General features: G+C 62.5%; 16 protein-coding genes. 4 read left to right on the forward strand and 12 right to left on the reverse strand.

Annotation, left to right across the window (positions count from 1 at the left end):
• Positions 1-116 precede the first annotated feature (116 nt).
• Positions 117-917, forward strand: a complete 801-nt coding sequence (locus tag ACN9MW_RS16610) for a hypothetical protein (RefSeq protein WP_426161542.1) — start codon at positions 117-119, stop codon at positions 915-917.
• Here the strand turns inward: ACN9MW_RS16610 and mnmH are convergent.
• Together mnmH and ACN9MW_RS16620 are read right to left on the reverse strand one after the other, a co-directional pair.
• On the reverse strand, positions 883-1938 hold the full coding sequence (gene mnmH / locus ACN9MW_RS16615) for a tRNA 2-selenouridine(34) synthase MnmH (RefSeq protein ID WP_426161543.1): 1056 nt from the start codon (positions 1936-1938) through the stop codon (positions 883-885). The genes ACN9MW_RS16610 and mnmH overlap by 35 nt on opposite strands.
• On the reverse strand, positions 1935-2570 hold the full coding sequence (locus ACN9MW_RS16620) for an arylesterase (protein WP_426161544.1): 636 nt from the start codon (positions 2568-2570) through the stop codon (positions 1935-1937). Before ACN9MW_RS16620 ends, mnmH begins: the two co-directional genes overlap by 4 nt.
• Between ACN9MW_RS16620 and ACN9MW_RS16625 the strand changes: the two genes are divergently transcribed.
• Complete coding sequence (locus tag ACN9MW_RS16625; protein WP_426161545.1) at positions 2569-3267, forward strand: ABC transporter ATP-binding protein; 699 nt, start codon at positions 2569-2571, stop codon at positions 3265-3267. The genes ACN9MW_RS16620 and ACN9MW_RS16625 overlap by 2 nt on opposite strands.
• A 4-nt stretch (positions 3268-3271) precedes the next feature.
• Here the strand turns inward: ACN9MW_RS16625 and ACN9MW_RS16630 are convergent, their stop codons facing one another.
• Entirely contained in the window at positions 3272-4798 is a 1527-nt protein-coding gene (locus ACN9MW_RS16630) for an NAD(P)H-hydrate dehydratase (RefSeq protein ID WP_426161546.1), read from the reverse strand.
• Between the two features lie 54 nt (positions 4799-4852).
• Between ACN9MW_RS16630 and ACN9MW_RS16635 the strand changes: the two genes are divergently transcribed.
• Positions 4853-8470, forward strand: coding sequence for a hydantoinase B/oxoprolinase family protein (locus ACN9MW_RS16635; protein ID WP_426161547.1), 3618 nt, complete (start codon positions 4853-4855; stop codon positions 8468-8470).
• Here the strand turns inward: ACN9MW_RS16635 and ACN9MW_RS16640 are convergent.
• Entirely contained in the window at positions 8467-10104 is a 1638-nt protein-coding gene (locus ACN9MW_RS16640) for a tetratricopeptide repeat protein (RefSeq protein WP_426161548.1), read from the reverse strand. The genes ACN9MW_RS16635 and ACN9MW_RS16640 overlap by 4 nt on opposite strands.
• Before the next feature lie 12 nt (positions 10105-10116).
• Positions 10117-11664 (reverse strand): tetratricopeptide repeat protein, encoded by a 1548-nt coding sequence (locus tag ACN9MW_RS16645; protein ID WP_426161549.1) that lies wholly within the window; start codon positions 11662-11664, stop codon positions 10117-10119.
• 282 nt (positions 11665-11946) lie between these two features.
• On the opposite strand from ACN9MW_RS16645, the gene purL reads away from it, so the two are divergent.
• Entirely contained in the window at positions 11947-15990 is a 4044-nt protein-coding gene (gene purL, locus ACN9MW_RS16650) for a phosphoribosylformylglycinamidine synthase (protein WP_426161550.1), read from the forward strand.
• Positions 15991-15993: 3 nt separating this feature from the next.
• Here the strand turns inward: purL and ACN9MW_RS16655 are convergent, their stop codons facing one another.
• From ACN9MW_RS16655 to msrB, 7 genes are all read right to left on the reverse strand, one after another.
• On the reverse strand, positions 15994-16674 hold the full coding sequence (locus tag ACN9MW_RS16655) for a hypothetical protein (RefSeq protein ID WP_426161551.1): 681 nt from the start codon (positions 16672-16674) through the stop codon (positions 15994-15996).
• 143 nt (positions 16675-16817) lie between these two features.
• Complete coding sequence (locus ACN9MW_RS16660) at positions 16818-17483, reverse strand: DNA alkylation repair protein (RefSeq protein ID WP_426161552.1); 666 nt, start codon at positions 17481-17483, stop codon at positions 16818-16820.
• A 58-nt stretch (positions 17484-17541) separates the two neighbouring features.
• Positions 17542-18318 (reverse strand): peptidylprolyl isomerase, encoded by a 777-nt coding sequence (locus ACN9MW_RS16665; RefSeq protein ID WP_426161553.1) that lies wholly within the window; start codon positions 18316-18318, stop codon positions 17542-17544.
• 64 nt (positions 18319-18382) lie between these two features.
• Positions 18383-19162: a peptidylprolyl isomerase gene (locus tag ACN9MW_RS16670; protein ID WP_426161554.1), complete on the reverse strand. Its 780-nt coding sequence runs from the start codon at positions 19160-19162 to the stop codon at positions 18383-18385.
• A gap of 120 nt (positions 19163-19282) precedes the next feature.
• Positions 19283-19555, reverse strand: a complete 273-nt coding sequence (locus ACN9MW_RS16675) for a BolA family protein (protein ID WP_426161555.1) — start codon at positions 19553-19555, stop codon at positions 19283-19285.
• The gene (locus ACN9MW_RS16680; RefSeq protein WP_426161556.1) at positions 19552-20181 is read right to left on the reverse strand and encodes a septation protein A; all 630 of its coding nucleotides are present in this window, start codon (positions 20179-20181) and stop codon (positions 19552-19554) included. Before ACN9MW_RS16680 ends, ACN9MW_RS16675 begins: the two co-directional genes overlap by 4 nt.
• Before the next feature lie 4 nt (positions 20182-20185).
• The gene (msrB, locus tag ACN9MW_RS16685; protein WP_426161557.1) at positions 20186-20584 is read right to left on the reverse strand and encodes a peptide-methionine (R)-S-oxide reductase MsrB; all 399 of its coding nucleotides are present in this window, start codon (positions 20582-20584) and stop codon (positions 20186-20188) included.
• Positions 20585-20592: the final 8 nt, after the last annotated feature.

Below are 20592 nucleotides of genomic sequence, written 5' to 3' on the forward strand. Positions count from 1 at the left end.
GCTGAACGCTCTATGAGGGCCGGTGTCCGTGCAAACGGACCCCGGCCTTTTTCTTATGTGCGGATAATGTCCTGCGGGGCGGCGCCCCGCTGCCCATGCCTTGGGAGGAGCACATCATGCACATGATCCGTTTAGGTCTCGCTGCGCTGTTCTGCGCTTGCGTCGGCGCCGCCGGCGCCCAGGAACCGCCTGCCGCGCCCGGCACCAGCGAAATCGTCCTGCAGCTGTCGGACCTCGAATTCGACGCGTATTCCCTCGATCCGCTGGGAGGAACCGCTGCGGCGGGCTTGTTGGGACAGGAGTATCGTGCGGCCGCGGAAGTGCTTGGAACGCGGGAGCAGTTTTCCATGGTGCATGCCGGTGCCGGTCCGGTCAGCGCCTACGCGCTTGGCGATTCGACCCGCATGGAGTACGCCAGCAGCATCTTTATCGATTGGAATCGCTATTCCGACGCCACGGACTACGCTTTCGATGCGCATGCCAGGCTGCGCGATCCGCTGAGTCAATGGTATCTCGCGGAAGGAACGGCAAGCTGGAGCGCCACCATACACCTGACGCCCAACTCCGTGCTGGTGGTGAGCGGCCATCTGTTCGGCACGCAGGAAGTCGGCGCCGGGGCCCCCTTCGGTGCAACGGCGGGAGGGTTTTTTGATATCGGGCTTGAAGGCGCCGGCGCTGCAACGGCTTACACAAGAAGCTTCGGATCGGACAGCGCACAGCCGGGCATCGACGAGTCCTTTTCGCTGTCGATCTTCAACCGCAGCGACACGGCCAAGGACTTCAGCTGGAGCGTCGTAGCCGGCGCGAGCGCCGCCAAGGCCATTCCGCCGGTGCCGGAACCGTCCGCCCTGGCGATGACCCTGTGTGGATTGCTATTGCTCGCTATGCGCCATGCAGCCTGCGCGCAGCGGCGATGAAGGATTCGGGCGAGATGTCGGCAAGCGCCACTTCAGTGGCCTGGTCGTATTGAACGAAGTTGCGGTGGATCGATTTGAGATAGGCCGGGTCGTAATGATCGACCAGGAGTTCGTCGACCAGGGCGGGCATCTCGCCCGCAGTGGCCATGGCCTGCCAGCGTTCGATGCGTTCGCGGCCGTGCAACTGCACCAGGAATTCCAGCTGCGCGTTGAGCGCCGGGGCGTTGCAGGCGAAATGCTGGTAGTCCTCGATCAGCAGCTTAACGCGGTCTTCCCGCGCCACCTGCATGGCGATGCAGGGCGAAGCCCGCATACGTTCCATCAGCGCGCCCGGCACGCGCAGGCTGCCCACCTTGCGGCTTTCCGATTCGACGAAGACCGGCAACTGCGGGTCGAAACGGCGCAGGCGGTCCCAGATCGAGGTTTCGAAGGCCTTTTGCGAAGGCTGCGGCTGGCATGGAATGTTGCCCAGCACCGAACCGCGGTGCGCCGCCAGCTGCTCCAGGTCCAGCACCTGCGCCCCGATCGCCTCCAGCGTGTCGAGCAGGCGGGTCTTGCCGCTCCCGGTGGTGCCGCAGATCACGCGGAAGTCGAGTTCCGGCGTCCGTTCAAGCTGCGCATTGATGGCGGCGCGGAAGGCCTTGTAGCCGCCATCGAGTTGCACCACGGGCCAGCCGATCTTGGCCAGCACCGTTGCCATGGAGCCGCTGCGGTTGCCGCCGCGCCAGCAATAAACGAGGGGCTTCCAGTCGCGCGGCTTGTCCAGCCACAGCGTCTCGATATGGTGGCCGATATTCTTTGAGACCATGGCCGCGCCGACCTTCTTCGCTTCAAAGGAGCCGACCTGCTTGTACATGGTGCCGACGGTGATGCGCTGCTCGTCGTCGAGCACCGGACAGTTGATCGCGTTCGGCAGGTGGTCGAGCGCGTACTCGGATGGGCTGCGCGCGTCGATGATGGTGTCGAAATCGTCAAGGCGGGCCAGGACGTCTTCGATCGGCAGGATTTCTGGATACTTCATTTTGTTTTCAGTATTGGCTGGAGGTGGGGCCAGATATTGCCCAGGATGATAGGGTGGGCCGTTGCCAGCGGGTGCAGGCGGTCTGGCTGGAACAGCTCGGGCTTTTGCGCGACGCCATCAAGCATGAAGGGCGCCAGGGGTACTTTGACATCCTTGCTCACGGCGCCGTACATGGCGAAGAATTTGTCGGCGTAGTCGCGGCCATAGTTGGGAGGAATGCGAATGCCGACCAGCAGCACCTGTGCACCTGCCTTGCGCGATTCATCCACCATGGCGCGCAGGTTGGTTTCGGCGGCGGCCACCGGCAGGCCGCGCAAGCCATCGTTGGCGCCCAGTTCGATGATGACGATATTCGGCTTGTGCTTGCTCAGCAAGGCAGGCAAGCGGGTGCGGCCGCCGCTGGTCGTCTCGCCGCTGACGCTGGCGTTGACCACGGTTGCCGGCAGTTTCTGGTCCTTCAGCCGCTGGTCGAGCAGGGCGACCCAGCCGGCGCCGCGCGAGATGCCGTATTCGGCCGACAGGCTGTCGCCCACCACCAGGACGGTTTTTGATGCAGAATAGGCGTTCGTGGCGGCGCTGAACATCAGGATCAGCATCGCGAAGCAGCGTACACTATTTTTGAACATGACCATGCGTGATATTCCTCAAACCTCCAGTCAGTTGGCCAAGGCGGCTATTTCCGTTTCCGGCCTGGGCAAGCGGGTGGCCGACGCCAGCGGCGAACTGACCATCCTGCATGGAGTGGATTTTACAGTGCAAAAGGCGGAAACGCTTGCCATTGTAGGGGCTTCCGGCTCCGGTAAATCGACCTTGCTTGGCCTGCTGGCGGGCCTGGATACGCCCACCGAGGGCAAGGTGGTGCTGGATGGCGTGGACATTTTCGCGCTCGATGAAGATGGCCGGGCTGCCTTGCGCAAGGAAAAACTGGGCTTTGTGTTCCAGTCTTTCCAGTTGCTGCCTCATTTGACGGCGGTCGAAAACGTGATGCTGCCGCTTGAACTGGCCGGCGACGGCGCGGCGCGCGAAAAGGCGGAAGCCATGCTGGGCCGCGTCGGTCTTTCAAGCCGCTTGAAGCACTATCCGAAATTCCTGTCCGGCGGCGAGCAGCAGCGCGTCGCCCTGGCGCGCGCCTTCGTGACGCAGCCGCCCTTGCTGCTGGCCGATGAGCCGACAGGAAGCCTGGATGCGGCCACTGGCGAATCCGTCATCCAGCTGATGTTCGAATTGAACCGCGAACACGGTTCGACCCTGGTGCTGGTCACGCATGACACCCATATCGCAGCGCGCTGCGGGCGCGTCATCACGATCGCGGCGGGGCGCATCGCCTGATTCTTCAGGAGCCGTGCTGCGCCGCCAGCCGGTTGACGGCGGTGCGGATGGCTGGAATCAGTTCGCTGGCCGTCAGGCCGATGGGTCCTGCACCCTCCGTGACGAGATCGTCGGCCGCCATGCCATGCAGCCAGACCCCGGCCAGGGCTGCCTCCCATTCCGGCCAGCCCTGGGCAAGCAGGCTGCCGCACAAGCCGGACAGCACGTCGCCGGTACCGGCAGTGGCGAGGGCCGGATTGCCGGTTGTATTGATCACAATTTCCCCATTGCGGGCGGCAAGCACTGTTCCCGATCCTTTCAGTACGACCGTCGCCGCCAGCCGCGAGGCCAGCATGCGTGCAGCGGACGGGCGGTCTGCCTGGATTTCGGCGGCCGTCACGCCCAGCAAGCGGGCGGCCTCCAGCGGATGCGGCGTCAGGATGCACGGCGCCTTGCGCTGCGCCAGTTGCGTGCGCAGTGCTTCGGAACCAGCCAGCAGGTTGAGCGCGTCGGCGTCAAGTACGGCCGCGCTTTGGCTATGCAGCGCGCTGGCCAGCATTTCGGCGCTTGAGGCGGAGCCGCCCATGCCGGGGCCGATCACCAGCACCGCGCTGTTGAAATCATATTCCTGGGCGCTGCGGCACATCAGTTCTGGCTGTGCGGCATCGAAGGCCGGCGGCTCGCCGACGAAGCAGGCGTAGACGCGGCCGGCGCCGCTGGTGAGCGCAGTTCGGGCGGCCAGGATCGGCGCGCCTGCCATGCCGCGTGCGCCTCCCACCACAGCCACGCTGCCATGGCTTCCTTTGTGCGAACTGTGGCGGCGCCGGCGCACGCAGTGGGCGAACAGCGCCACGTCGTTCAGTCGCGCGCGCGGCGCCGGAAAGAGCTCGGGGTCGATGTCGAGATTGCTGACCGTGACAGCGCCCGCATGATCGCGGCCCTCGGCCGTGTGCAAGCCGGGCTTGTCGCCGATGAAGGTGAGCGTGCGCGTGGCACGCACCGCGATGCCTGTCTTGCCGCCCCCAACCACAGCGCCGGTGTCCGAGTCAAGGCCGCTGGGGACGTCGAGCGCGAGGATGGGGCAGGCCAGCTCGTTGACGGTCGCCACCAGCGCCGCGAAGTCGCCCGTGATTGGCCGGGCCAGCCCGATGCCGAACAAGCCATCAATCATCAGTGTCCAGGCGGTGCCAGTCACCACGGCACGGGCGTCGGCGGCCTCGGTGATTGCGGCGAAGCGGGCAGGGGAACTGCGTGCACGGCGCAAGGCCTCGATGCGCTCCGCTGCGGCTGCGTCTGCAGGCGGAAAATGCAGCACGGTGACCTGGGCGCCGGCATGGCCGAGGTGCGCTGCGGTTTCCAGTGCGTCGCCGCCGTTGTTGCCCGGGCCAGCGAGCACCAGTACCTGGGCGCGGTGAATGGTAAAGGGAAGCAGGTCCAGTGCCTGGTTGGCGCCGGCCTGGCCCGCGCGCTGCATCAGTGCACCTTCGGGCAAGCGCTGCGCCGCAGCGTGCTCGATCGCGCGAAGTTCTGCAATCGTAAAGAGGGGCGTCATGCGGGGCATTCTAGCACTACAATAACTGCTTCACGATTAGAGCGAGGCAGCGCAATGGATTGGCAATTCTGGATCGACCGTGGCGGTACTTTCACTGACATCGTGGCGCGCCGCCCCGATGGCGGCCTGATGACCCAAAAGCTCCTGTCGGAAAGTCCTGAACACTACCGTGATGCAGCCATCGCTGGCATTCGCCATCTGCTGGGCGTTGCAGGCGGCGCTGCCATCCCGGTCGGGCAGGTCGAGGCCGTGAAGATGGGCACAACGGTCGCCACCAACGCGCTGCTCGAGCGCAAGGGCGAGCCGACCGTGCTTGCGATAACGCGCGGCTTCCGCGATGCGCTGCGCATTGCGTACCAGAACCGTCCGCGCCTGTTCGACCGCCACATCGTCCTTCCCGAACTGCTCTACCGGCATGTGGTGGAGATTGATGAGCGCATGGGCGCGCACGGGGAAGTGGTCAGGGCACTGGATACAGCGGCGGCGCGGGCCGGCCTGCAGGCGCACTTTGACCAAGGGCTGCGTTCGATCGCGATTGTCCTGATGCATGGCTACCGCTACAGCGCGCATGAAGCGGCGCTGGCGCAAATTGCCCGCGAAATCGGCTATACCCAGGTCTCAGTGTCCCACCTGGTCAGCCCGATGATGAAGCTGGTGGCGCGCGGCGATACGACCGTGGTCGATGCCTACCTGTCTCCAATCCTGCGGCGCTATGTGGGCCAGGTTGCATCCGAGCTGCCGGGCGTGAACCTGCAATTCATGCAGTCCAACGGCGGCCTGACCGACGCGCGCACCTTCCAGGGCAAGGATTCGATCCTGAGCGGCCCGGCCGGCGGGATTGTCGGCATGGTGCGCGCCAGCCGGGCGGCAGGATTCGAAAAGATCATCGGCTTCGACATGGGCGGTACTTCGACCGATGTCTCGCATTTTTCGGGCGAATTCGAGCGTGTGTTTGAGACCCAGGTGGCCGGCGTGCGCATGCGCGCGCCGATGATGAGCATTCACACGGTTGCTGCCGGCGGCGGCTCGATCCTGCATTTCGACGGCAGCCGTTTCCGCGTCGGACCGGACAGCGCGGGCGCCGCTCCGGGGCCGGCCAGCTATCGCCGCGGCGGCCCGCTGGCTGTAACGGACTGCAACGTCATGCTGGGCAAGATCCAGCCAGCGTTCTTCCCGAAACTGTTCGGCAGCGATGGCGCGCAAGCGCTCGATGCGGCAACCGTGCGCGAAAAATTCGCCGCCATGGCCGCGGAAATCCAGGCGGCGACAGGCGCGCCGTCCTCGCCGGAGCAGGTGGCCGAGGGCTTCATCGAAATTGCCGTCGGCAATATGGCCAACGCCATCAAGCAGATTTCCGTGCAACGCGGTCATGACGTGACCGAGTACGCCCTGACCAGTTTTGGCGGCGCCGGCGGCCAGCACGCCTGCCTCGTTGCAGACGCGCTGGGCATGAAGACAGTCTTCATTCATTCCCTGGCCGGGGTGCTGTCGGCCTACGGCATGGGCCTGGCCGACCAGGCAGCGATGCGTGAAAGCGCCGTCGAACTTCGGCTCGCGGCTGAAGCGCTGCCGGCGCTGGAAGCGCGCCTGCAGGCGCTTGCCGCGGAGGCTGTGGCGGAGCTGCACGCTCAGGCGGTGGCTGGCGAGCGTATCAGCGTGGTGCACCGTGTCCACCTGCGTTACGAGGGCACGGATTCGGCCCTGATCGTGCTGTTCGGCACCATCGACAGCATGAAGGCCCAGTTCGAAGCCGCCTATCGCAAGCGCTTCTCCTTCCTGATGCCGGCCAAGGCCCTGATTGTGGAGGCGGTCTCAGTGGAGGCCATCGGCAAGTCCAACGCCCCGCCGGAAGCGGCGCCGCAGCAGGCGCCGCGCCACGCACCGCTGCAGCCTTCGCAAACAGTGCGCATGTACAGCGCCGGGCAGTGGCACGACACCGGCCTGTTCAAACGCGATGCGACCCGCATCGGCGATATCATCAAGGGCCCGGCCATCATTGCCGAGGCCAATGCCACGACGATCGTGGAGCCGGGCTGGCAAGCCGAAGTCACGCCACAGGACCATCTGGTGCTGACCCGCGTCGAGGCACTGCCGGTGCGCCGCGCCATTGGCACCACGGCCGATCCGGTCATGCTGGAGATCTTCAACAACCTGTTCATGTCGATCGCAGAGCAAATGGGCCTGCGCCTGCAGAACACTGCCTACTCGGTCAACATCAAGGAGCGCCTCGACTTCAGTTGCGCCATCTTCGACGCTGAAGGCAACATGATCGCCAATGCCCCGCACATGCCGGTGCACCTTGGATCAATGGGCGAGAGCATCAAGACCGTCATGCGCGAAAACGCAGGCCGGATGCATCCGGGCGACGTCTACATGCTGAACGATCCCTACAACGGCGGCACGCACCTGCCGGACGTTACCGTCATCACGCCCGTGTTCGATGAGGCAGGCAGCGCGATCCTGTTCTACGTCGGCTCGCGCGGCCATCACGCCGATATTGGCGGCAGTACGCCGGGCTCGATGCCGCCGGACTCGCGGAATATTGAAGAAGAAGGCGTCCTGATCAACAATTTCAAGCTGGTCGACGGCGCCAGCGGCAGCCAGTTGCGCGATGCCGAGGCGCGCGCCTTGCTGGCCAGTGCACGCTACCCGGCCCGCAATCCCGACCAGAACATGGCCGATTTCCGCGCCCAGGTCGCCGCCAACCAGAAGGGCGTTGAAGAACTGGGCAAGATGGTCGCGCACTTCGGCCTTGACGTGGTGCGTGCCTACATGGGCCACGTGCAGGACAACGCCGAAGAGGCAGTGCGGCGCGTGATCAGCGCCCTGCGCAACGGCAGCTATGAGCTGAAACTCGATAACGGGGCGGTCATCAACGTCGCGGTGCGCGTGAACGCGGCCGAACGCAGCGCCGAGATCGACTTCAGCGGCACTTCCAGCCAGCTGGATAACAATTTCAACGCGCCATCCGCCGTATGCATGGCGGCAGTCCTGTATGTCTTCCGCACCCTGGTCGACGATGACATCCCGCTTAACGCCGGCTGCCTGAAACCGCTGCACGTGATCATTCCACCGGGCTCGATGCTGAACCCGCATTTCCCGGCATCGGTGGTATCGGGCAATGTCGAAACCTCGACCTGCATCACCAATGCGCTGTACGGCGCGCTTGGCGTGCAGGGCGCTTCGCAGGGAACGATGAACAACTTCACCTTCGGTAACGCGAAGTACCAGTATTACGAAACGATCAGCGGCGGTTCCGGCGCCGGCGATGGATTCAACGGTACCGACGTGGTGCAGACCAATATGACCAACTCGCGCCTGACGGACCCGGAAATCCTGGAGTTCCGTTTCCCGGTGCGGCTGGAAAGCTATGAAATTCGCCACGGCTCCGGCGGCGCCGGCCGCTGGCACGGCGGCAACGGGGGCGTGCGCAAAGTACGCTTCCTGGAGCCGATGACGGCTGCCATCCTGTCGAATAACCGCGTGCATGCGCCGTTCGGCATGGCCGGCGGCGCTCCGGGGGCCTTGGGCCGCAATACGGTGCTGCGCGCCGATGGCAGCACCGAACAACTGGGCCACATCGGCAAGACCGAAATGCAGCCCGGCGATATCTTCGTTGTCGAGACGCCGGGCGGGGGCGGTTACGGTCCCGCAGGCGGCGAGGGCGCTTAGGCGGTCGTCGAAATACCGTATTTGCGCTGGGTGCCCGAATACTGCATCAGCAGGGCTTCCAGCGCAGGGCTGCCGGCGTCGAGACGGCGGATGCGGTCGATCAGGGCGCCCGCCTGGTCGCCCAGCGGTGCTTCCCAGCCCAATTCGTCCAGTTGGCGCAGGATGGCCTGCACGGCCGCGTACAGCACCTTCAGGTTGCCCGGCGTGCGACGCAGGGCCTGGTGCAGGGTCGCCACTGCCGCGCGATGGTCGCCCTGGCGGGCCATCGACTCCGCTTCCGTGACCAGTTCCTGCATGACGTTGTCGATCTTCTCGCCAACGCCGCGCGCCAGGTCGTGGCGGCCTGCCTTTTCGAAGACGCTGACAGCTTCTTCCATGGTGATCGGCTTTTCATTGTCGTTCATCATGTGCATGACGACGTCGGCAGCGTCCTTGTCCAGCCGGTGCTTGAGGCAGGAATCCACCAGCCCTATGCGCAGGCGGTTCGACAGGCCGCGCGCCATGCCGACCGCCGTGACGGCGTTGGACAATTCGGAGGCGGCCTCGGTTGCGTGCCCGGTCACGTCCAGCAGCAGGGCCGAAGAAATATGCTTGCACACTTCCGTGTTGGCACTGGCGCGCAGCGTGCGCTCCATATCGCGGATCACGCCCGAAGCCTGGTTGACGTCGCCCTTGCGTACCAGGGCGCGAACCAGGTTCACGTGGTCTTCAGGATCGCGGAATTCGGAGTAGCGGGCCTTGGTCACCACCTGGCGGAAGGCCTTCTCCGCCGCCGAGATATCACCGGTGCCGTAGGCGACCTCGCCAAGGTGGCGCAGGCGCCGCACCATGTTCGGCGACATGGCAACTGCATCTTCCAGGATCTTTTTCGCCTGCTGCGACTGGCCCATGGCCTCGTACGAGCGGGCCAGCAGGTCGTAGGCCGCCATCATGTTGGGATTGGCCTCGAGCAGGCGCTCCAGCGTCCCCATTGCGTCGGCATAGTGTTCGAGGCCGAACTGGCATCGCGCCAGGCCAAGCTGAGCCCAGCCCGCCGGGCGGCCGATCAGGATCGACTGGTAGATCAGCTCGGCCTGCGCAAGCTCGCCGATTTCATAGTGAAGTTCGGCGCGCAGGCGGGAAAATTCGGTGGCGTAGCGCGGATTCGCAGTCTCGGCCTCCTGGCAGGCATCGATGGCTTCGCGCTGCTTGCTCTGGGCGATGAGCTGATAGACCGGCATGAATACTGCGCGGCGTTCCACTGCGCGGCCGATGCGCTGCATCAGGCCATCGACAGTGAAGGGCTTCAGCACGTAATCGGTCGGCGTCAGTTCTGCGGCGCCAATCACCTTGGATTGCACCGCCTCCGAGGTCAGCATGATGAAGATGGCCGAGCGGTCGATCAGCTTGTGGTGGCGCAGGTCTTCCAGTAGTTGCTGGCCATCCTGGCCGTTGTCTTCATTGCCGCTGCCCAGGTCGTACTCGCACAGGATGACGTCAAAGCGCTTGTTGGTCAGTTGGCGGATCGCCGTGCCCGAGCTGACGGCATACTCGATCCGCGTGATCGAGGCCTGGTTCAGCATATTGTGCAGGTTGCCCCGCATTGCCGGGTTGGGGTCGATGATCAGCACCGACAGGTCGCTATACGATTGCATTGACTTCGTCTCTTATTGTTTGCCCCGCAGGGTGACATATTGTGATGATAACGCAGCCAGCATGGGATGATGGGGATCTGCCTTGCGCATGCGTATCAGCAGCGCAGCACATTGCTCGCCCAGCGCGGCTTCCCAGCCGCTGTCGCCCATCAGGCGCAGCATGGCGGAGGCGAGGGCGGAGATCAGTCCGGCATTTTCGGGCCGCCGCCGGACCGCCACCTGGAGCACGTCGATGGCGCCACGCTGGTCGCCCTGGCCGCTGCGCGCGGCCGCCTGCCGCACCAGGCCGTCAAGGTAGCGTTCCACGCTGTCGCCGCGGTTTTGCGCCAGTTCGGCGCGGCCGCTGCGCTCGTAGACGGCCGCCGTATCGGATTCGCTGATGCCGCTGGCGGGGTCGCTGGCCAGCGCATCGAGCAACTGCATGCCTTGCTCGTCCATGCCTTGCTTCAGGCAGCTTTCCGCGATGCCGAGTTTCAGCGCGCTGGAAAGGGTACCTGCCTCGCCGGCAGCGCGCACGGCATTGGCCAGCTCCGACTGCAGCGCCGCGCCATTGCCGTTCAATTCCTGCAGCAGGACGGCGGAAAAAGCCTTGCAGGCATCTGTCGCCGGGCCGCTGCGCGCCGAGCGATCGAGCTCGCGCAGGGCGTTGGCTGCGCCGGCGGCATCGCCTTTCCGGACCAGGGCCCGCACCAGGTTGACGTGGTCTTCGGGGTCGCGAAACTCGGAATACCTGGACTTGGCGACGACTTGTTTGAAGGACTTTTCGGCTGCATCGAGATCGCCGGCTTCAAGCGCCACCTGGCCCATGTGGCGCAGCCGGCGCACCACATGGGGAGAGATCGACACCGCAGTTTCCAGCGCGGCGCGGGCATCGGCCGCGCGGCCGAGGGCCTGCTGGGTGCGGGCCATGAGGTCGTAGGCCGCCATGTACCTGGGATTGTCGTCGATCAGGCGCTGCAGGGTCTCCAGCGTTTCAGCGAACTGGCCCTGGTCGAACTGGCAACGGGCCAGGCCAAGCTGGGCCCAGCCCAATGGGCGGATTTCGAGGATTTCCCGGTAAATCGCTTCCGCCTGCGCCTCCTCGCCCAGCGCGGCATGCGCCTCCGCGCGCAGGCGGGCGCATTCCGTCGCATAGCGCGGATTGGCCGCGGCCGACACTTCACTGGCCAGGATGGCTTCGTGCAGCCGGTCGCGTTCGATCATCCGGTGCACCGGGAGGAGGGCGGCGCGCCGGTCGACGGCCCGGGCAATGCGCTGCGCCAGCACATCGACTGTAAAAGGCTTGAGGATGTAATCGGTCGGCGTCAATTCCGCTGCGCTCACCACCTTGCCGTACACGCCCTCGGTGGTGAGCATGATGAAGATGGTGGAAGGGAGGATCAGCTTGTGGTGGCGCAGGTCTTCCAGCAACTGCTGCCCGTCCTGCCCCTGTTCGTTGCCCAGGTCGTATTCGCAAAACACCAGGTCGAACGCCTTCTTCTCGAGGTGGCGGATGGCAGTGCCTGCGCTCACGCCGTGCTCGATGCGGGTAATCCCCAACTGGCCGAGCATATTGTGCATTCCGCTGCGCATATGCTGGTTGGGGTCGATTAGCAGGACTGACAGGTCGCTATATTCTTGCATTTTGAAGGCAGAAGGCTGTCATAGAGGGAGAATACCCCAAGGCCGCTCAAAAAACAGGCGTAAACGCAGCAAATGTTGCTTTCGGACCAATGAAGGAAGGGTGGGAAGTGATGCCTGAAACAAGTATAATGTCGGCAAATCGAAATACAGCAAGACCAGTCAGCTCGTGCACAGTATTCCTTTAAACCGCAGCAACGCTGCATTCTTCACGCCCCCACTATGTTGATTCTGCCGGGCTCCAACGCCCTGTCCTCTTTCCGTAGCCAACGCCTCCTCAACCAGCTTCAAGCAGTTCTGCCGTCCATTACGTCGGTCCAAGCCCGCTTTATCCACTTTGTCGACTCCGCTTCGCCCCTGTCCGAAGACGATCTGAACCGCATGAATGGCTTGCTGACCTACGGCGAGCCAGCCTTGCCGGAGCATGCCGAGGGCGTGGTGGAAGAGTTTGTCGTCATTCCCCGTTTCGGCACCATTTCGCCATGGGCTTCCAAGGCCACCGACATCGTGCACAACTGCGGCATGGCGCATATCCACCGCGTGGAGCGTGGCGTTGCGTACCGTATCAACCTGAAGGGCGGCATCCTGGGAACCGGCCTGGGCGCGGCCAGGCGGCTGGATAGCGAGCAGGCGCAAGCTGTTGCCGCGCTGCTGCACGACCGCATGACCGAATCCGTGCTGCGTCACCCGGACCAGGCTGCCGGCCTGTTCTCGAGCCTGGAAGCCAAGCCGCTGGAATCGATCGACGTGATGGGCGCCGGCCGCAATGCGCTGGAAAAGGCCAATACCGACCTGGGCCTGGCGATGTCGGACGACGAGATCGACTACCTGCTGGAAGCCTTCACCAACGCCAAGCGCAACCCGACCGACGTCGAACTGATGATGTTCGCGCAGGCCAACTCGGAGCACTGCCGCCACAAGATCTTCAACGCCGACTGGACCATCGACGGCGTGGCACAGGACAAATCGCTGTTCAAGATGATCAAGAACACGCACGAGAAGAACCCGCGCGGCACCGTCGTGGCTTATTCGGACAACTCCTCGATCATCGAAGGCGCCGAAGTGACCCGCTTCTACCCGCGCGAAGGCCAGGAATACGCGCCGTCCACCGAGCTGGTGCACACCCTGATGAAGGTGGAAACCCACAACCACCCGACCGCGATTTCCCCGTTCCCTGGTGCTTCGACTGGCGCCGGCGGCGAGATCCGCGACGAAGGTGCAACCGGCCGCGGCTCCAAGCCCAAGGCAGGCTTGACCGGCTTTACCGTGTCCAACCTGATGATCCCTGGCGCCGTGCAGGCGTGGGAAAACGCCGCCAACGTGACCGCTCCGGTCGGCAAGCGCGACGAAAGCCAGGTGTACGGCAAGCCGGAGCGCATCGCTTCGCCGCTGCAGATCATGATCGAAGGCCCGCTGGGCGGCGCGGCATTCTCGAATGAATTCGGGCGTCCGGTGCTGGGTGGCTACTTCCGCACCTACGAACAGAATATCGGCCAGCAGTTCGCCGGCGGCAAGGACACCGTGATGGGCTACCACAAGCCCATCATGATCGCCGGCGGTATCGGCAACATCTCCGCTTCGCATACCCACAAGAACGACATTCCGGTCGGCAGCCTGCTGATCCAGCTGGGCGGCCCGGGCATGCGCATCGGCATGGGCGGTTCGGCTGCCTCGTCGATGGCGACCGGCACCAATACCGCTGACCTGGACTTCGATTCGGTCCAGCGCGGCAATCCTGAAATGGAGCGCCGGGCCCAGGAAGTCATCAACGGCTGCTGGCAATTGGCCGACAAGAATCCGATCATTTCGATCCACGACGTGGGGGCGGGCGGCCTGTCGAATGCCTTCCCTGAGATTACGAACGACGCCAAGCGCGGCGCGATTTTCGACCTGCGCAAGGTGCCGCTGGAAGAGTCCGGCATGGCGCCCAAAGAAATCTGGTCCAACGAATCGCAGGAACGCTATGTGCTGGCGATCGCCCCGAGCGACCTGGCCGTGTTCCAGGCCCTGTGCGAGCGTGAGCGCTGCCCGTTCGCCGTGGTCGGCGTGGCAACGGAAGAGCGCCAGCTGAAGGTGATCGACCAGGAAATGGGCAATAACCCAGTCGACATGCCGATGGAAGTCCTGCTGGGCAAGCCACCCAAGATGCACCGCGATGTGAAGCATGTCCAGCACGACCTGCCGGCCATCGACCTGACCGGCATCCAGCTGGAAGAGGCTGCCAAGCGCGTGTTGTTGCTGCCAACCGTGGCCGACAAGAGCTTCCTGATCACCATCGGCGACCGTACCGTGGGCGGCATGTCGGTGCGCGACCAGATGGTCGGCCCGTGGCAGGTGCCTGTGGCCGACTGCGCGGTGACCACCCTCAGCTACGACGGCTATGTGGGCGAGGCGATGGCAATGGGTGAGCGTACCCCGCTGGCAGTGATCGACGCGCCAGCTTCGGGCCGTATGGCGGTGGGCGAGACCGTCACCAACCTGGCAGCGGCGCCTATCAACGATATCTCCGACATCAAATTGTCGGCCAACTGGATGGCTGCCTGCGGCCAGCCAGGCCAGGATGCAGCCCTGTTCGACACCGTGAAAGCGGTCGGCATGGAGCTGTGCCCGGCGTTGGGCCTGTCGATCCCGGTCGGCAAGGATTCCCTGTCGATGCGCACTACCTGGAAGGACGAGGGCGCCGACAAGGCCGTGATTTCGCCGGTGTCCCTGATCGTTTCCGGCTTCTCGCCGGTGTACGACGTGCGCAAGTCGCTGACCCCGCAGATCCGCACCGACCTGGGCGAAACTTCCCTGATCGTGATCGACCTGGGCCGCGGCAAGAACCGCATGGGTGCTTCGGCCCTGGCGCAAGTGATGGGCCAGCTGGGCAATGCCGCGCCGGACGTGGATTCGCCGGAAGACCTGAAGGGCTTCTTCAACGCCATCCAGCAGCTGAACAAGGAAGGCAAGATCCTGGCTTACCACGACCGTTCCGATGGCGGCCTGTATGCAACCCTGGTCGAAATGGCCTTCGCCGGCCGCGCCGGCCTGTCCGTCAACCTGGACATGCTGACCCTGGGCGAAGAGGGCACCATGGATCACGGCGACGCCAAGAACTGGGCCGGCCAGGTGGCTGAACGCCGCAATGAACTGACCCTGTCCGCGCTGTTCAACGAAGAACTGGGCGCGGTGATCCAGGTACGCGCCGACGAGAAATCGGCGGTGATGGACGTGCTGCGCAGCTTCAACCTGGGCGCTTGCAGCCACATCATCGGCAAGCCGAACGACCGTGGCGTGATTGAGTTCACGCGCGACGCCAAGATCATCTACTCGCAGCCGCGCGCCGACCTGCACCGCCTGTGGAGCGAAACCAGCTGGCGCATTTCCCGCGTACGCGAAAACCCGGCCACGGCGGATGCCGAATACGATCGCCTGCTGGATGAAACCGACCCGGGCATGCAGCCGAAAATCACCTTCGATATGGCGGAAAACGTCGCGGCGCCTTTCCTGGCGACCGGCGTTCGTCCACGGGTTGCCATCCTGCGCGAGCAGGGCGTTAACTCGCATATCGAGACGGCCTGGGCAATGCACCGCGCCGGCTTCGCCGCTGTCGACGTGCACATGAGCGACCTGATTTCGCGCCGTGTATCGCTGGCTGATTTCCAGGGGATCATCGCTGTCGGCGGCTTCTCCTACGGCGACGTGCTGGGTGCGGGCGAGGGCTGGGCCAAGTCCATCCTGTTCAATCCTGAAATGGCTGAGCAATTTGCCGCCTTCTTCCAGCGCAAGGACACCTTCGGCCTGGGCATTTGCAACGGTTGCCAGATGATGTCGAACCTGAAATCGCTGATTCCGGGCGCGCATGCGTGGCCGAAGTTCACCACCAACAAGTCGGAGAAGTTCGAAGCACGCTTCTCGATGGTGGAGGTGCTGGATTCGCCATCGATCTTCCTGCAAGGCATGGCCAGCACCCAGACGCCGATCGCGATCGCGCACGGCGAAGGTTTCGCCGACTTCAGCCAGACCGGCAATATCGATGAGGCAATCGGTGCGTTGCGCTTCGTGGACAATCAAGGCGGCGCCACCGAGGGCTACCCATATAACCCGAACGGTTCGCCGCGCGGCTTGACCTCGGTGACCACGCCTGACGGCCGCTTCACCGTGATGATGCCGCACCCGGAACGCGTTTCCCGCACGGTGCAGAATTCCTGGCATCCGGACGGCTGGGGCGAGGATTCGCCTTGGGCGCGCATGTGGGGTAACGCGCGCAAATTCATCGGTTAAAGGCTAAGCGCGCCTCCGGCGGGCCGCCAGCAAGGCGGCCATGCCACCGAGCATCAAGACGGCCCCGCCCGGGGCCGGTACCTGGGTCGCATCGACGAACTGGAAGTCGTCGGCGACCCAGTTTCCATTCTGTTGTCCGAGTTCGCGCCGGTCGATCCGGTAGCCTGTGATCGGGCCCAGCGCAGCGAAAATGCTGGTGTTGACGAACGACAGCGGCTCCGGCAAACCCGGATGACTTTCTGGCAAGTCGAACACGACTGAGCCCAATTCACTTGCACCATTCAGCGCCACGATCGTGACCTGGTCAGCGCCACCCTCGCCGAAACCGTAGTACTGGTTGCGGCCGAACCATGCGCCGGTCAGGATTTTATCGGTCGTGATCGTCATGCCGCTCGATCCGCTCGAATTGGAGACAAAGTAGTGCCCGGAGTGGGAAATGCCGAATAATGGGCCGCTCGGCCCGCCAACGCGATATTGGTCGCCCACCACGCCGAACCTGGCATCCCAAATAACACCCTGGTATTCCAGGCTGCTGCTGGCATTTGTCCATTGGATGCCTGTCGCACTATCAAGCGCAGGAGGGAATGGCAGATCGTCGAAAGTAGCGATAACGCTTGCCATGGCAGGAGCCGCGGTAATAAAAGCGCCGCACAGGATTAACTGCCGTAATGCGAGTTTATTCATCGTCAGCCTCCATTTAGTTGTCACGAGTTTAACGCGACATTTTCAGGAGCGGCAATTGTGCGAATTATTTCTGTTGTTTTGATGCCGAATGGCGGCTAGCAGGATAAACGCTAACTTCTGGCACGTATGCACCAGCTCCTGGCTTAAGCAAAGGGCGCAAGGTGCTTGCTGGCCTCGCGAACGCTCAGCTTCGACAAAGACGCCTTATTTTCATTAATAAAATGAGCGACATTATGTGGAGCGTGCCGCGCATAATCCCGCAAGGCCCAGCCAATTGCTTTTTGAATGAAAAATTCATTTTCATGGCCGAGCGCAAGTGAATAGCGGAACAGGCGCATTTCATCGGTTTTGCCCCGCCACCCTAATTGGTGGAGCAGGGCAATTCGCCGCATCCAGAAGCTGTCATGTTTTATCGCTTGGTCCATGCCATCGTGCCCGAAACGCAGGACATCACCGATAATCGCAGCCATGCCGTCCACCGAATCCCACCAGGATTTGCGCATGACAAAAGCCAGCAATTCCGGTAAATCGCCGGCGCTGAACTGTTTCCAGTGTGCGGCCATCAAATCCAGTGCCGCGTACTGGTATTCACGTTCCGGCAGGCGCCATAGCTCATCTGCAATGCCGAGGAGTTCAGCCGGCGGCGCGCCCTTGAACGCGCGGATGGCAGGCTTGAGTGCTTCGCGTCGCGCCGGCGTGGGAATGCCGAGGAAAGGGAACTGCTCGCGCATATAGGCGCGCATGGCTGGCGCCCGCGAGGCGTCGGCCAGCGGTGCGAGGGCGGAAATGATGTCTTTGCTTGTTGGCATAATAAAAAAGCGCCCCGTGGGGCGCTTCGTGAAGATCGCCTGTAAAGGCGCATCTGGATTATTGCACTTTGGCCTTGGCCACCAGCTGGTCGCGGTACGCTGCGACTTTACGCTGGGTCAGGGACTCGGCGATCTGCGGCTTGATTTCTTCCAGCGACGGCACCTTGGCGGCGCGCGAGCCTTCCAGCTTGATCACGTGGTAGCCGAACTGGGACTGCACTGGCTTGTCGGTGATCTGGCCGTCTTTCAGGGCGACCATGGCGTCGGCAAATGGCTTCACGTAGTTGCCTGGCGCTGCCCAATCCAGGTCGCCGCCATTGGCAGCCGAGCCTGGGTCTTGCGAGGCCTTGGCCAGCTCTTCAAACTTGGCGCCGCCTTTCAGCTTGGCGATGATGTCGGTCGCTTCCTTCTCGGTCTTCACCAGGATGTGGCGAGCGTGGTATTCCTTGTCGCCCTTGGAAGCCTTGAACTGGTCGTAAGCGGATTTGATTTCTGCGTCGCTCACTGGATTCTTCTTGACATAGTCAACCAGCAGGGCGCGGATGATGATGTCCTGGCGAGCTTGTTCCAGGGCTTCTTTCACTTCCTTGTTGGCAGCAACGCCTTGCTTGGTGGCTTCCTGCACCAGCACTTCACGGCCGATCAGGGATTTCTTGATCATGTCGCGCAGTTGTGGCGAGTCAGGCTGGCCTTGGGCAGCAGCTTGCTTGACAGCGGCTTCCATCTGGGCCGATGGGATAGCTTTACCGTTCACGGTAGCGACGTTCTGGGCAAATGCAGGGGTCGCTGCAACTGCGATCAGGGCCAACAGCAGGGTGGCTGGTTTGAATTTCATTGAGTATTTCCTTAGTTAAAATAAATCCGGCGCCGCTTGGGCGCCGGATCAGGTCCGTGACGGATTATTGTACTTTGGCTTTCTTCACCAGGGATTCCTGATAGGCCTGCAGTTTCGCGCGCATCAGGGAATCGGCGATACGTGGCTTCACTTCTTCCAGGGTAGGCAGCTTGACTGGACGGGTGTCTTCGACCTTGATCACGTGGAAACCGCTTGGGGTTTGCACTGGCTTCTCGGTCACCTGGCCTTTTTGCAGGGAAGTGAACGCGTCAGCGAAGACTTTAGGGAAGTTGGCTGGAGTGCCCCAGTCCAGGTCGCCGCCGTTGGCAGCGGAACCGGTGTCCTTGGAGTTCTTGGCCAGGTCTTCAAACTTGGCGCCGCCTTTCAGTTTGGCGATGATGTCGCTTGCTTCTTTTTCGGTTTCCACCAGGATGTGGCGCACGTGGTATTCCTTGTCGCCTTCGGCGGCAACGGCGCGGTCGTATTCAGCCTTGATTTCGGCGTCGCCAACCGGGTTCTTTTTCACGTAATCAGCAGCCAGGGCGTTCAGCATGATGTCCTGGCGAGCCTGTTCCAGAGCAGTGGTAACGTCCTTGCTCTTGGCCAGGCCTTGCTTTTCCGCTTCCTGGATCATTACTTCGCGGCCGATCAGGGACTTCTTGATCATTTCGCGCAATTGAGGGGTGTCTTGCTGCTGGCCTTGGGCAACGACTTGCTTGACCAGGGCGTCAACTTTGGCGGTCGGGATGGCTTTGCCATTGACGACAGCGGCGTTCTGGGCGAAAGCTGGTGCAGCGGCAACGGCGATAAGTGCGAGCAGCAAGCGGGCTGGCTTGAAAGTCATTTAGTTTAATTCCTAGGGAAAGTTTACTGAATTGCGGGGATTTTGGGCTGGTTCGCCGAGATGTCTCTACTATTCAACGATCGAGGTTCTTTTTGATGTTTCCCAAAAACTCCGCGCATATCATACTTCGGACGGTGCCAATGCGGTAATGGCCAATGCATGAATTTCTTTATGCATCATATCGTGCACGGAATCATACACCAGACGATGGCGCATGACGAGTTTCACACCTTCGAATTTAGTAGAGACAATTTTCAGCCTGTAATGTCCGCCGCCGGAGGCTGCGCCGGCATGGCCGGCATGCAGCGCGGATTCATCTTCCAGCACGATTTCCGATGGCGCCAGCGAGGCTTCCAGGCGCTCGCGAATCCTGGCAAGGCGCGGGTCGCTCATGCTTCATCCTTAATATGTTTAGAGAGGTAGAAAGCCTGTGCGATAAAGAACACCAGCATCAAACCGGTAACTCCGAAAGCCTTGAAATTGACCCAGGCGTCGTTATCGGACTTGAACAGGATGAAGGCGACAAAGAGGTTCACAAAACCCAGCACCAGCCAGAAGGTAATCCACATGAAATGCAGGCGCACCCAGACATGTTCCGGCAGTTGGACCTGCTTTTCCATCGCCAGGCGGATCATGTTTTTATCGAAGAAGCGGTACGCCACCAGCATGGCCGTCGCAAGCGACCAGTAAATAATGGTTGGCTTCCACTTGATAAAGTCATCGTCGTGGAAATAGATGGTCATGCCGCCGAATACGATAAACACTACCAGGGAAACCCATAGAGCCCCGTCGACTTTCTTGCGCCGGGCCAGCAGATATAACACCTGGGCAGCGGTGCCGATAATGCCGACAATAGTCGCGACCACGATCGGCGCCTGCGATGCCGGAATCGCTCCGCCGGAAACCAGGCCGCCAAGATGGGCATTCAGCATGGCATGCGCGGCCTCCTGGTGACTGCCGGCAAATTTGTAGCTGACAAAAAACAGGATCAGCGGAAACAGGTCAAAAATAATCTTCATCTTTTCAAGGCTTCGGTTCAAAGCGCAGCGAGGCCGAATTAATGCAATAGCGCAATCCGGTCGGCGGCGGGCCATCAGGGAAGACGTGGCCCAGGTGGGCATCACATACTGCACAGATGATTTCGGTGCGCAGCATACCATGCGAGCGATCCGTTTTCTCTATGATATTCGCAGGATCGAGCGCCTTGAAGTAACTCGGCCAGCCGCAGCCGGAATCGAATTTGGCATCCGACTCGAAAAGCGGGGTGTTGCAGCATACGCAGGTGTAAATGCCATGCTCGTGGTGGTCCCAGAACTTGCCCGTAAATGCGCGCTCGGTGGCGGCATGGCGGGTAACCTGGTATTCCATCGGGTCGAGCTGGGCGCGCCATTCGGCATCGGTCTTGACAACTTTGTCGCTCATTGTTGATC

This window comes from Pseudoduganella sp. R-34, from assembly GCF_049904655.1.
Taxonomy (GTDB): Bacteria; Pseudomonadota; Gammaproteobacteria; order Burkholderiales; family Burkholderiaceae_D; genus Rugamonas.